Below are 12,736 nucleotides of genomic sequence, written 5' to 3' on the forward strand. Positions count from 1 at the left end.
GATTGGAGTGCATTCGCGCATCAAGAATCGCCTAGGACCCGCCTGCACACGTACCCTCGATAACGGTCGCTAATCATTAACTCCACGCAGGTAGCTAGATTGCGAGCACAAGACATCGCTTGCCACTTTCGTGATCAGTCTCTCTGATGAAAGTTTTACGAACCACAAGGCAACCGCGTCTACCTCCCCACTTTCTTTGCGGGAGGTAGACGCCATAGTTGTCACCGCATACGTGCTCCGAACCCAACCAGTCACCTCTGGCTGGCCTAGGATCGGCCTTAGCCGTCTGATATCGAAAGCGTGCAGATCCGGTAAGACGGGCCGATTTAGGGCGTGGCAACGAACCCATGCCGCGTGCCGGCATTGTCGAAGTACTCCCCTGCGATCACGCCGAGATTGTTGATGGCAGTCGCGAGGGTTGCTGCAGCTCCAGGCACGTCCAGGTTCTGAAACTGCCCTCGCGTTTCAATGAAACCATGGATATCGCCGGAAGCGTCTACGTAATAGCCGACGGCCTGCCCTGCGTCGTTGATCTCGAAGATGACCGTGGCTGCGGCACCCGGCACGTCGATTGTCGAGAACTGCCCATCTGCACTGCGGTAGAAGCCGTGCGTCTGGTCTGGATCCGTATCCCAATAGCCGACGATCTCGCCTTTGTCGTTGATGCCGAGCGGATAGGTTTCGCGTGCGCCGGCCACATCGATGGGTGTGTCGTGCCCCCCTTCACGAAGTACGCCATGGTAGGTTCCGTCGGCATCCCAGTACACGCCGGCTATCGCACCGAACAGATTGACTTGGTCCACATTCGAGTTGAGATGACCCGGAAAGTCGACTGTGGAGAAATGCCCGCGCTGAATCAGGAAGCCGTGCTGAAGTCCCGTTGCATCCGCATAGGCGCCAAACGTCGTACCGAAGTCGGTGGGCCCCCCGGCGGCGCTGAAATAGTCACCCAATACCCCCGGATCCAGCGGTTCAAAGTGTCCATGGCGATAGACCATGGCGTGAGCTGCGCCAGTGCCCACCGAATATTGACCACTCAGCTCGTTCAGATCGTTGATTCCCCATAAGGTCGTCTGCGACGCGCCCGGGTAGTCGAACGTCTGATAGCTGTAGGTCCTCGAACCGCTTGTCGAATCAGCGGCCGATGTACCATGCCGGCAAGGGGCCATGGCGGCGGCGTCCTGTACACGGGCGTGGGCATCGGCACAGGCAGCCGCTATCGTGGTGGGTGCAAATGGGGTTGTATCGTTTTCGGTGCTTGTCGCAGCGCTGCTGGAGCCGGCAAAGACCAGGGTGAGCAGACCGGCCGCCGCGATGAACCGGTTACGTGAAGAGTGATGGCTTGACATGACTTCAATCCTTGTTTTGGGGAGATGGGCGATGGCGTGCCGACAGCTTGCGGTCACCTCGAATGGCGCCATCCCTCCTTACAGCGCAAATGGCTCGCCTCTTCCGACATGGCCGGAACACTTCCCGGTAACAGGCCAATAGCGCACATGACCACCGAGGCCCGAATCAGTGAAATTCTTGCGGACGGCGATCCGGTTGCTATGGATGCGCTGATCCCGCAGGTCTATGCCACGCTGCGCCAGCTTGCGCACCGGCAACGGGCGTACGAAGCCGCACACACGCTACAGACGACTGCGCTGGTCAACGAAGCCTGCCTGAAGTTGCTTGACAGCAGCGGCACCACCTTCGCGGATCAAGCGCACTTGTATGCGTACATGAGCCGCACGATGCGTCACCTCCTGATCGACCGCGCAAGGCGGAAGATGGCGCAGAAACGGCAAGCACCCGAGATGACGGAGGGCGTGTCGCCATCGAACATCATCGACGTACTGGCACTCGACGAGGCTTTGACGAAGCTCGCGGCGTTGGATGAGCGTCTTGCACGCGTTGCCGAGCTGCGATTGTTCGCCGAGCTTTCGAGCCCGGAAATTGCCGACGCCATCGGCGTCAATGCGCGTACTGTCGAACGCGACTGGTTGAAGGCGCGCACGTTTCTTGCAGCCTGCCTGGCTCCGGAAGTATGAGGCGATGTCGGTAGTCGCCACTCGATTGCGCTATATGGGCATATAACCGACTAGAAGCCGCCGATGAGCATCGACTTCATCCAGCGATGGCACGAGGCCGAGCCGCTGCTCGACCGTCTATTGGAGTTGCCTGCTACCGAACAGGCCGATTGGTTATGCAGAAACTGCGAAGACGCGACGCTCCGCGTGCTCGTTACACAGGCCCTCAGTCAGGTACCCATCGCGGAGGTGCTCGAGCGAGGCGTGGCGCAATGGATGCCGGCGTCGGTTGGCTACTCGGCCGATAACCTGCCTGTCATTCCCGGTTACCGTCTGCTTCGGTTCGTGGGTGCCGGCGGCATGGCCAGCGTATTCGAGGCAGAGCGCGAGCTACCAGGCGCCCCCCAGAAGGTCGCCCTCAAGCTGTTGCGTATCGATGTCCACGATGCCGAAGAGCAGAGACGCTTCCTTCGTGAGCAGAGCATCCTTGCGCGACTCCAGCATCCACACATTGCTCAGCTGCTCGACGCTGGATTCACACCAACCGGCACACCGTTCCTGGCACTTGAATTTGTTGCAAGCGGCAACCTTGTCCAATATTGCGAAAAGCGCGGCATCGACGTGCGAGGACGCCTCGCGCTGTTTATAGACGTGTCCAAGGCCGTCGAACATGCACATCGCAGCCTGATCGTGCATCGCGACCTTAAGCCAAGTAACGTGCTCATTGGCGAGGATGGCTGCGTCAAGCTCGTCGATTTCGGCATCGCCAAGCTCATCGCCGGCGAAGGTGAGAGTGTGCAGACGCGCACCGAAATGCGACGTCTGACACGCGCATATGCGGCGCCGGAACAAATCATCGGCCACGCCACGACAACCTTGGTCGATGTGTACGCACTCGGTGTTCTGTTGGCTGAGATTCTATCGGGTCTTCAACCACGCAGACTTGACAACTACGTCGTTGCGGCGACGCCGGTATTCGACGATGGGCAATTGCGGCAAAGGTTGGGCGTCGACCTTTACGCGGTCGTGCACGAAGCGACACGGCCGGACCCCACTCGCCGTTATGCGAGCGCTGCGGCACTGCGTGAGGATATCGAGCGCTACCTCGATGGCAAACCGTTGCATGCCAGGGCGGATACTTTTGCGTATCGCGCGCTCACTTTCACAAAGCGACATGCTCTGGCTGTCTCCGCCAGCATCGTCATGGTAATGCTGCTCGCCGGCGCAACAGCAGCCGGCCTGTATGAATCGTACCTGGCGCGCCATGCCGCCAAGGATGCGCACGCGCAAGCACTCGCGGCCCAAAGCGAGGCGCAACGCGAGGATGCGCTCAAATCGTTCATGGAAGGTCTTTTCGACAATGTGTCGCATGGGGCAGAGGCGAGTGCCGAGGTCTTGCTCGCGCAAGGACGGGATCGCGCCGATCATGATTTCGCGAAACAACCCGCGCTTCATGTTGAAATTCTTGCATTGATCGGTGACCTCGAGCGGCGTAGTGGTCACGCGGATCGTGCGCAACAACCGCTCGAAGAAGCGGCGTCACTGGCACAAGCACAGTTTGGCGCTACTGACAGACGAACCTTGCATGTCGAATACCTGCTCGCCGAAGAAGCCGATGAACTCGGTCACGTTCGCAGCGGCAGATTGCGTTTGCAGAACGCAATAGAGGCGTTCCAGTCCGGCCCCGACCACAACTCGCCGGAAGAAGTGCAGGCTCTTGCGTGGCTTGCCGGTCTTGACGAACGTCTGGGCGAGTCGGAAAAAGCTATCGATATCGGCACGAAGTCCGTTGCGCTCGCGCACCGGATACTTCCAACCGGCAGTGATGCCCTGACCGAGGCAATAACGAACCTGGGCTGGATATGGATGGACGCCGGCCACCCTGACCGAGCTGAGCCATTGTTGCGCGAGGCACTCGCGCGCAAGCGCGCTCGATTCGGCGCCAGGCATCCGCAGGTCGCTGATGCAATGACGCTTCTTACAACGGCGCTGCTCCCGCTTGGCCGCTATGGCGAGAGCGAAATGCTCATGCGCTCTGCCCTCGGCATTGACGAAAGCGCATACGCAAGTCCCAATGCCCATGTCGCCGGCGACCTCAACAACCTTGCGAATGTCCTCGTACGCGAAGGCAAATTTTCCGAGGCAGGCGCATTCTATGAAAAATCACTGGAGCTCGATGGAAAGCTCGCAGCGGCATCATCGCTGGGCGAGGCCATAACGCTAGGCCACCTGGCGCATGTCCGCTTCAGTCAGGGTTCTTACGCAGATGCAGAGACGGGCTTGCGCGATGCCATCAACCGGAAGCAGCGTCTCCTTGGTAAGGATTACGGCGACAACGGTCAAAGCGGCGATAGCGCGAGCCTGGCGGAAATCCTTATGGCGCGCGGGCGGATCGGCGAAGCCAAGGGAATGGCCAGCCACGCATTTGCGGAATCAAGGCAGCGCCATCGTGGTGCGCATCCAGATGTCGCGTTCGCGCTTACCGTAGAGGCAGAGATTGCCGCAGCAGGCGGTGCCCGCGAACGTGCTGCCACCTTCGCTAGCGAAGCTGCCGCGATGTATGCCGCACTTGCGGATCAAAGTTCGGAAAATGCTATCAGGGCACGCATTCTGTACGGTGAAACACTCCGATCGCTCGGCCATTGCATGGAAGCAAAGCGGGAATTTGAAGGTGCGTTCGCGGCAGCCAACATGATCACGCCGAAGAAGGCCTCGCTTATCGCGCACATCGATGCGGACCTCGCTGGCACGGAAGCTTTGCTGGGTGATCGAACTGCAGCCGAGCGGTTACACACGGAGGCAGAGACATTGCTCGCAGGAATTGGCAATGAGCAGAATAGTGAGCGCGACGCGACGATCCGCATACTCGCAGCCAATCGTGAGCCACCGATCAGATTCGCATATTTGCCACTGTAGATCAGGGCTTGGCACGCGAATATTCGCCGAGGAAAGCCATTGACCACGTAGAACCGTGGTCGGTGGATTTCTCCCATGTCTGCTCGACTTTATTGGCGCTGATGCGAACGATCCTTACGCGGTTAAGCACCATGGTGCCATCTGCTCCGGTGCTGGGGCCTGTGAATTCCGCCTCGCCTGGCGAGGCTTTCCCATCCGTGAACACGTGCACGCGTCCTTCGTTGTCGACAAACAAACCGTGCCAGCTTTTGTCGTCGGCGCTGTAGGCGAACATGTTTTCGCCACGGTGGCCGCGCCCGCCGTCCCAGCTTTCGATCACCATGCATTGGTCGAGGGTTAGGGATACCCGGCTGCGTGACGCCGGTGACGATCCGGCTGCACCGACGTCCCAATTGCCCAGCCAAAAATCCAGTTGGCGGCTTGCGCTGTCGGAAGCACATGATGGGGCCGCCGTCGTGCCGAATACATGCGGCGCCAAACAGAACATCAGGGCCGCCATGGTGACGGAAGCAAAGTTGCGCGCTTGCTTTGCCATAAAGTGCTCTCCTCTGGTTGGGGGCGAATGGATGCCAGCATAGTCATCGCCGGGCGTCGGAAATTTCGATAACATGCCAATAAATGTCGAAAAATCGACAAGCTGCCGTATTCGACCACCTTGTGGGCCACGGTGATGCCATCGTGACGCTCACGCGCAACTACGCCGTAAACCACGTCATTTCGCTGCACTTTCACGATCGGGATCAGTTGGTCTACGCCACACGTGGCGTCATGACCGTGCAAACTGAAGAAGGCACCTGGGTCGTACCCACGCATCGCGGCGTCTGGATACCTAAGAGCATTGTGCACACGATCACCATGTCAGGACCGGTCGCCATGCGCACGCTTTATCTCAAGCCGCGCATGGCGAAGGACTTGCCTCGATCATGTTGCGTGATAAACATTTCACCGCTGCTGAAAGAGCTGATTGTCGAAGCATGTGCGGCGGGCACACTCACGAACCGTGTGCTCAGGCAGCGACATCTGGTCGACGTGATCGTCGATCAGTTGCGGGTTGTGCAAGCGGTGCCGTTGCAGCTTCCCAGTGTTTCGGACCCACGCGCCAAACGTGTGGTTGAAGCCTTGTCGGCGGATCCCGGCAATCGTCGATCGCTGGCGCACATCTGCGAAACCAGTGGCGCCAGCCGCCGGACCATCGAACGGATATTCCAGGAGGAAACTGCGATGACAGTAGGCAAATGGCGCCAGCAGCTGCGCTTGATGCATGCGATGCGCTTGCTTGGCGAAGGGATGAAAGTCACCTACGCCGCACAAGAAGCCGGCTATAACGCCCCGAGCGCGTTTATCGCAGCGTTTCGCAAAATGCTGGGCACCACGCCCACGCTTTATTTTGAAAGAACCGCAGATGAGCACGCCTCTTCGATCCGCCGTTCCCGCGCCCAGCGATCACGATAGCTTGTGAGGAGCTATAGCCTTCGGGACCTTCGGCCATGAGCAGTCGCGCAAGAAGTCCACTTCGGTGTGTCCCTGCGAGACGGCCATATCGATTGACCTGCTTCAATCGATTACCAAGGCTTAGCCCTTCGGCAATGGGCGCAGGTTGGTTGCCCTCCCCTGCGCTCGGTTAGCCGGAAATCCGATCCCAGATCGCGTCTGAATCAACATCGGCGAGGATGTCGTAGCCCGTTTTCCCGTCGAAGTGCTCCTACGACGCCCCCCGTTTTCAGTAGTGCAGGATTTGGAGCTCGGGTTTCGTCATAGTGGTTGGCGAGGCTGGTTGCCCGGTACGGGCGACTGCCCCGCCCTTGAGGGATTCCTTGGCCGTTGCTCGTCGTTTTCTCCCCGCCATGGTGAGGCTCAGACGATCCAAGATACCCGCGATAACCCTTCCCAATCGCAAAACATACCTAACTGCAGACTATTCGGTACATTGCCAGGCAGTGGCCCTGCCGCATGTTCAATCACACGCCCAAGCTTGCCTGAGGCGACACGGCCCCCATCTCGAGAGCTTCGCGCCCCGTCACGCGCTTCATGACACCTCCCCTGTGCCGCCTCACGCAGCCCCTGCCGCTCCACCGAAAGAACTCGCCCGCAGTTTTCTGGGCGTGTTCCGGTACAGCGGGCGTGCGCTGGAACTGGTCTGGAGCACCAGCCGCGCGCTGACCATCGCACTGGCCCTGCTCACTCTCATTGCCGGCCTGCTACCGGCTGGCATTGCCTACGTTGGCGCACACATCGTCGACGCCGTGCTCGGTGCCAGCAAGTTGTGGGCAGCACACGGGACAGCCCCGCTGCGATCGGTATTCGAATGGGTGGTGCTGGAGGGCGTGCTGGTGGCGGCGATGGCCGGTGCGCAGCGCGGCCTGTCGTTGTGCCAGTCGCTGCTGCGTGCGCAACTGGGCCAACGCGTCAATGTGTTGATCCTGGAAAAGGCGCTGACGCTCGAACTGGCGCACTTCGAGGATTCGGAGTTCTACGACAAGCTCACCCGCGCGCGACGCGAGGCGTCGAGTCGGCCGCTGTCGCTGATCACCCGAACATTCGGCTTGGGCCAGAACGCGATCTCGCTGCTCAGCTACGGCAGCCTGCTGTTCCGGTTTTCGCCATGGGCGGTAGCGGTGCTGCTGCTGGCCGGCTTGCCGTCATTCTTCGCCGAGACGAAATTCTCCGGCGACGCGTTCCGGCTGTTCCGCTGGCGCTCTCCGGAAACACGCATGCAGCTGTATCTGGAAACCGTGCTGGCGCGCGAGGACCACGCCAAGGAAGTGAAGCTGTTTGGCCTTGGCCCCTTGTTCCTGCAGCGCTATCGCGACATCTTCCACATGTTGTATCGCGCCGATCGCGATCTGGCCGTGCGTCGCGACAGTTGGGGCTTCGGCCTGGGCCTGCTCGGCACGTTTGCGCTATACGGCGCCTACGCATGGATCGCCGCCAGCACCGTGATGGCGCGCATCACCCTGGGCCAGATGACGATGTACCTGTCGCTGTTCCGTCAGGGCCAGTCGGCGGTGTCGGCGATGCTGTCGGCGATCGGCGGCATGTACGAAGACAACCTCTACCTGTCCACGCTGTACGAGTATCTGGAAACGCCCGTGCCCGCAGCCACCGGCACCGTGCGGCATGGCGCCACACCCGAGGACGGCATCCGCTTCGAGCGGGTCAGTTTCACCTACCCTGGCGCCGGCGAACCGGCACTGCGCGACATCGACCTGCATATCCGTCCCGGCGAATCGTTGGCCCTGGTAGGCCAGAACGGTTCGGGCAAGACCACCCTGATCAAGCTGCTCACTCGCCTGTACTCGCCTGACAGTGGCCGCATCCTGCTCGACGGCACCGATCTGCGCGAGTGGGATGAATCCGTCCTGCTGCAGCGCATCGGGGTGATCTTCCAGGACTTCGCCCGCTATCAGATGCGCGTGGGTGAGAACGTCGGCGCTGGCGATGTCACCCATTTCAATGACGAAGCGCGCTGGCGCGAAGCCAGCGACAAGGGCATGGCCAGCGACTTCATCGACAGCCTGCCGGCAGGCTTCGAGACGCCACTGGGCAAATGGTTCAACGACGGGCGCGAGCTGTCCGGCGGGCAATGGCAGAAGATCGCCCTGGCCCGCGCCTTCATGCGCTCACGCGCCGACATCCTGGTGCTGGATGAACCCACCGCCGCGATGGACGCGCAAGCCGAAGCCACCATATTCGAACACTTCCGCGAGCTCTCCGGCGGCCGTATCGCCATCCTCATATCGCACCGCTTCTCCACGGTGCGCATGGCCGACCAGATCATCGTGATCCAGGACGGCCGCATCATCGAGCGTGGCAATCATGCGCAGTTGATGGCCGAGGAAGGCCACTACGCACATCTGTTCTCGTTGCAGGCACAGGGATATCGGTAAGCTGTCACTTGGCAAGTCGTGGCAAGCCGTAACGACCGGCGACTTGGCAGGCAAACCTCGAAAAACCTCCCACGCTGTCATTCCCGCGTAGACAGGTGGTGAAGCTCCCGCTCTGAGTAGCGGACGGATTTAGCAGACTTCTTGAGAAGACGACGTCGGCTCTGTCAATGAGCAAACCTTCGCGTTGCTTCAGGGGTCGTTCCCGTCCAGTCCTGGAAGGCGCGGAAGAACGAGTTGGGATCCTCGAAGCCGAGCAGGAATCCGATCTCTCCGGCGGAGAGTTCGGTCTGCATCAGGTAGTGCCGGGCAAGCGCCTCGCGGGTGCCGTTGATCAGGGAACGGTAGTTCTCGCCTTCCTCCTCCAGTCGGCGCTGCAATGTCCGCTTGCTCATCGAAAGGCGAGCAGCGACCGCTTCGATCCCCGATTGCCCGCCCGGTAGCAACTCAAGCAGTGCCGAGCGAACGCGCTCGGCGGTGCTGGCATTGCCGTCGAGTTCGCCCAAGCGCTTGCGCAGATCGGGTTCGAACACCTGCCACATCGCATCGTTGGCGGTGAGGAACGGCCGCTTTGCATCGGCGGCCGTGAATCCGATGCTTGCGGCAGCGCCTTGTCGAGGCGCCACGCCAAAGAACTTTGCGTAAGCCTTGGCCTGCGCGACGGCCGGAAGCTGCGGCATGATCACACGCAGTGCCGCGACGGGTTCGCGCGTGGCCAGACGCGCAAGCCGCAACAGGAATGCAAGCTCGCTGGCCACCACTACGAACGGCACCTGCGATTGCGCCTCCAGCCAATGCGGCGTCAGGGTCAGCGTGCCATCGCGGCCCACGTCCACCGTCAGGCTCATCGGCGCGATCAGCTTCTTGTATGTCGAAAGCCGCTGCCCCGCCTGCAGCAGGTTCGCGCTGCAAAGCGCCGCGAAAATCGGCGGACTGAAAGACTCGGCCTGGATCGCCTCCACCAGGCGCAGCGGCAGCAACGGGTCACCTGCTTCGGCCTGCAGGCTCTCCCAGAAGCGGAAATACTCCGCCGTGGTCAGACCGCTGTTGGGGCGTGCCAACAGTTCCTCCGTAAGGCCGGCGCGGCGCAACAGGGTATCGCTGCGGATACCCAGATCCTTCAGTAACGGACGCCAGCCTGGATCGACCGGAAAGGTGCTGTTGCGTGCCATGTCAGCGGAACTGGCTCATGATCAGGCGATCATAGACGCGGTCGCCAAAGTATTTGCGCACGAACATCAGGGGCCGCGCCAGGTTGCCGGCCACGTAGCGTGTCTTCGGGCGACGCGCCTGCACGGCACGGCTAATGGCCTCTGCCACGACGCTCGGTTGCGACATCGGCGCCTTGGATCCGGCGATGGCGTGCGCCAGCTTGCCATAGGGGCCACCCCCAGAGCGATCCAGCATCGGCCGGGTCATCACATCACCGAACTCCGTGGCAATGATGCCCGGCTCGATCACCACCACGTCGATGCCAAATGGCTCCAGCTCGATCCGCAGCGCATCGCTCCAGCCTTCTACCGCGTGCTTGGTCGCGTGATACCAGGCACCCAGCGGGGTGTAGATCTTGCCGCCCATCGACGAGACGTTGACGATGGTCCCGCGCCCTCGCTCTCGCATTGCCGGGATCAGCAACTGGGTCAGGCGTGCCAGACCGAACAGATTGACCTCGAACTGCGCCCGCGCATCGTCCAGCGCGGTCTCCTCGACCGAACCGTAGATGGCGTAGCCGGCATTGTTGACCAGTACGTCCAACGCGCCGTGCTTCTTCTGGATACGCTCGACCACGGCTGCAACGTCGGTCTCCTGGGTAATGTCCATGCGAAGCGGGATTGCACCCTGTGCCTCCAAATCCTGCATGGCCTCCACGCGCCGCGCCGCGACGTAAACCGTATGACCCTGCTGCAACAGGCTACGTGCGGTGGCGTTGCCGATGCCGGACGATGCACCGGTGACGAGGATGATGCTCATGGCTGGAACCTTGGGCTGCGCCCGTTGGGAATGTGATGCCACTTTGAGCTGCATCACGCGCCACGAAACTAGCGGACAGCGCCAATCCGCTCGCTAAAGGTGCCAGAGCGATCCTAGTCTGGATCACAGCCATTCAGTGTTCAGCCGCCCGGGTTGGGTGGTCGAGAGCGGACGTTCACCCTGCCCCCGATAACACGGGCTAATCGCTTTACCCTGATCGAGCAGCCGGCCCCGCTGCTGGATCAGGTTGCGCCGTTCATCCGTGCTCAAGGAGGCTTAGTGGGCACTCGCAAAGACGAGGCACGCGTCCGGTTTGCCGGAAGCCTCCACCCATACGTGGGTGGTGCTGCGAACGAACTGCTTCGGGACGCCGATGTCTTCGTTTCGCAAGAACGGCGCATACACCATCACGTGAGGTGGATACAGCACCGTCGCCCTCCCCGTTTTCGGGTCCAGCCGCACGAAGTCGCGGGAGAGCATATAGGCGATACCGGGCTTTGCGGGTGGCCGCAAACGTCCGGCGTGATATTCGGCGTCGATCATGCGATCGACATCCGGGCCGGCCGTGCCGCTCGCCATGATTCGCGCGCGTTCGAGGCTTGCCTGGAGCGTGGTGCGCGAACCCTCGGCGTCATAGCAGACCGGCGCGGTCACGTGAGTATCGCGTTCGACGAGGCAGTTGAACCCGTTGTGGCTGGCTCGGACCAGGACGAATCCGGAATGCTCCAGTACATAGACACCGGCGTCCGCCTGCAACTCCTGCGGTGCTGCGCTGAGTGCCATGGTGATTTCCTGGTTCCGGTCGAGCTGCGGAATATCCATGGGTAACGTCTCCGCCATCGCGTTGGTTGCGGACAGCAACAGCGACAGGGTGGTGGCGAAGCCAAGCATGCGATGAATCATCAGATAGCTCTCTTGCAGTGTTGATATTTGAAAGCGCGCAGACAGGTGCGGCCACGATCCGGTCATGTCGCTTTCCATGCGAAGCCAGGCCGCCACTTGAGGTTCACGCCCAGCGTGCCCAGCACGATCAGCAGGACACCCGTCACCTGGACCACTGCAAGACGATGCCCGTACAGCAGATAGTCCAGCAGCAGCGCCACCAACGGATAGATAAACGACACAACGGCGATGGTCGCCACCGGCAGGCGTGGGTAAGTGGAATAGAACAGCACATATACGATGCCGCTATGGATCACCCCAAGGCCCAGCAACCACATCCAGTGAAGCCCCATGTGGAACACGCTGCGGCTGCTGAATCCGGCGAGCATGGCAACGCCGACCCAGCACTGGATCATGACCAGTGCGAACGGACGTTCCTTGCCGACTTGGCGCGACATCAACAGCGATGCACCACATAACAGCGCTGCGAGGAACGCCAATCCGACACCGACGAGATAGGACGATTCGGCATCGCGGAACAGATGGAGAGGGTCACTGGCGCAGACCACTCCGACGAAGGCAAGTGCGGTCCACGCCAGATCGGCGGGCGGCGTACGTTCGCCCTGCATCAACGCGGCGAGGACCAGCATCACGAACGGGTAGCACTGATAGATCAATGTGGCGACACCGATCGACGAGCGCGCCATGCCGCCGAAGAATGCCACCCAGTTGAGTACCAGCAGCACCCCGCTCAGCACCGCGCCACGGAGCAGCGCACGCTCGCGCCACAGTCCCCGCAGATAGCCCTTGGCCAGCCCCCAGCCGAGCAAAAACAAGCCGCCAAACAGACAGCGGTAGAACACTGCGGTAACCGCGTCCTGGTGGCTTTCATGCACGAACACGCCCACCGAGCCGATCAGGCACTCGGCGAACACCAGTTGCAGGACGACACCGCGCGTTTCGTTGGACCGGGATGAGGGAACCATGGTCGGCTGGATCTTCCGGAGCGATGAAAGGCAGCGTAGGACCTTCGATGCGACAGATACAGATTCAGATAGAATCGAAATAGAC

General features: G+C 61.0%; 10 protein-coding genes. 4 read left to right on the forward strand and 6 right to left on the reverse strand.

Translation table 11 applies throughout. From position 1 onward, the window contains the following. Positions 1-326 precede the first annotated feature (326 nt). Positions 327-1,349, reverse strand: coding sequence for a hypothetical protein (locus tag ISP25_RS04080; protein WP_404611855.1), 1,023 nt, complete (start codon positions 1,347-1,349; stop codon positions 327-329). Positions 1,350-1,373: 24 nt separating this feature from the next. Between ISP25_RS04080 and ISP25_RS04085 the strand changes: the two genes are divergently transcribed. Both ISP25_RS04085 and ISP25_RS04090 read left to right on the forward strand, forming a co-directional pair. Beyond that, positions 1,374-2,033: an ECF-type sigma factor gene (locus ISP25_RS04085; RefSeq protein WP_404611857.1), complete on the forward strand. Its 660-nt coding sequence runs from the start codon at positions 1,374-1,376 to the stop codon at positions 2,031-2,033. A gap of 63 nt (positions 2,034-2,096) precedes the next feature. After that, positions 2,097-4,928 carry a protein kinase domain-containing protein gene (locus tag ISP25_RS04090; protein WP_404611859.1) on the forward strand — a complete coding sequence of 944 codons (2,832 nt, stop codon included), beginning with the start codon at positions 2,097-2,099 and terminating at the stop codon, positions 4,926-4,928. A gap of 1 nt (position 4,929) precedes the next feature. On the opposite strand, the gene ISP25_RS04095 is transcribed toward ISP25_RS04090, so the two are convergent. Beyond that, a complete protein-coding gene (locus ISP25_RS04095) occupies positions 4,930-5,463 on the reverse strand; it encodes a hypothetical protein (protein ID WP_404611860.1) in 534 nt (177 codons plus the stop codon). An 83-nt stretch (positions 5,464-5,546) separates the two neighbouring features. Between ISP25_RS04095 and ISP25_RS04100 the strand changes: the two genes are divergently transcribed. Both ISP25_RS04100 and ISP25_RS04105 read left to right on the forward strand, forming a co-directional pair. After that, the gene (locus ISP25_RS04100) at positions 5,547-6,380 is read left to right on the forward strand and encodes an AraC family transcriptional regulator (protein WP_404611862.1); all 834 of its coding nucleotides are present in this window, start codon (positions 5,547-5,549) and stop codon (positions 6,378-6,380) included. A gap of 650 nt (positions 6,381-7,030) precedes the next feature. Then, the gene (locus ISP25_RS04105) at positions 7,031-8,815 is read left to right on the forward strand and encodes an ABC transporter ATP-binding protein (protein ID WP_404611864.1); all 1,785 of its coding nucleotides are present in this window, start codon (positions 7,031-7,033) and stop codon (positions 8,813-8,815) included. A gap of 164 nt (positions 8,816-8,979) precedes the next feature. On the opposite strand, the gene ISP25_RS04110 is transcribed toward ISP25_RS04105, so the two are convergent. From ISP25_RS04110 to ISP25_RS04125, 4 genes are all read right to left on the reverse strand, one after another. After that, on the reverse strand, positions 8,980-9,984 hold the full coding sequence (locus tag ISP25_RS04110; RefSeq protein WP_404611866.1) for an AraC family transcriptional regulator: 1,005 nt from the start codon (positions 9,982-9,984) through the stop codon (positions 8,980-8,982). 1 nt (position 9,985) lies between these two features. After that, positions 9,986-10,783: an oxidoreductase gene (locus tag ISP25_RS04115; protein WP_404611868.1), complete on the reverse strand. Its 798-nt coding sequence runs from the start codon at positions 10,781-10,783 to the stop codon at positions 9,986-9,988. Positions 10,784-11,059: 276 nt separating this feature from the next. Then, positions 11,060-11,752 (reverse strand): hypothetical protein, encoded by a 693-nt coding sequence (locus ISP25_RS04120; RefSeq protein WP_404611869.1) that lies wholly within the window; start codon positions 11,750-11,752, stop codon positions 11,060-11,062. Then, positions 11,749-12,651, reverse strand: coding sequence for a DMT family transporter (locus tag ISP25_RS04125; RefSeq protein ID WP_404611871.1), 903 nt, complete (start codon positions 12,649-12,651; stop codon positions 11,749-11,751). Before ISP25_RS04125 ends, ISP25_RS04120 begins: the two co-directional genes overlap by 4 nt. Positions 12,652-12,736 lie beyond the last annotated feature (85 nt).

The sequence above is a fragment of the Rhodanobacter hydrolyticus genome (assembly GCF_044904645.1).

Bases quoted from the DNA above. Each gene is read 5' to 3' on its own strand.
- ISP25_RS04080 (WP_404611855.1), bottom strand. From the start codon at position 1,349: ATGTCAAGCCATCACTCTTCACGTAACCGGTTCATCGCGGCGGCCGGT.
- ISP25_RS04085 (WP_404611857.1), top strand. From the start codon at position 1,374: ATGGGCGATGGCGTGCCGACAGCTTGCGGTCACCTCGAATGGCGCCAT.
- ISP25_RS04090 (WP_404611859.1), top strand. From the start codon at position 2,097: ATGAGCATCGACTTCATCCAGCGATGGCACGAGGCCGAGCCGCTGCTC.
- ISP25_RS04095 (WP_404611860.1), bottom strand. From the start codon at position 5,463: ATGGCAAAGCAAGCGCGCAACTTTGCTTCCGTCACCATGGCGGCCCTG.
- ISP25_RS04100 (WP_404611862.1), top strand. From the start codon at position 5,547: ATGTCGAAAAATCGACAAGCTGCCGTATTCGACCACCTTGTGGGCCAC.
- ISP25_RS04110 (WP_404611866.1), bottom strand. From the start codon at position 9,984: ATGGCACGCAACAGCACCTTTCCGGTCGATCCAGGCTGGCGTCCGTTA.
- ISP25_RS04115 (WP_404611868.1), bottom strand. From the start codon at position 10,783: ATGAGCATCATCCTCGTCACCGGTGCATCGTCCGGCATCGGCAACGCC.
- ISP25_RS04120 (WP_404611869.1), bottom strand. From the start codon at position 11,752: ATGACCGGATCGTGGCCGCACCTGTCTGCGCGCTTTCAAATATCAACA.
- ISP25_RS04125 (WP_404611871.1), bottom strand. From the start codon at position 12,651: ATGGTTCCCTCATCCCGGTCCAACGAAACGCGCGGTGTCGTCCTGCAA.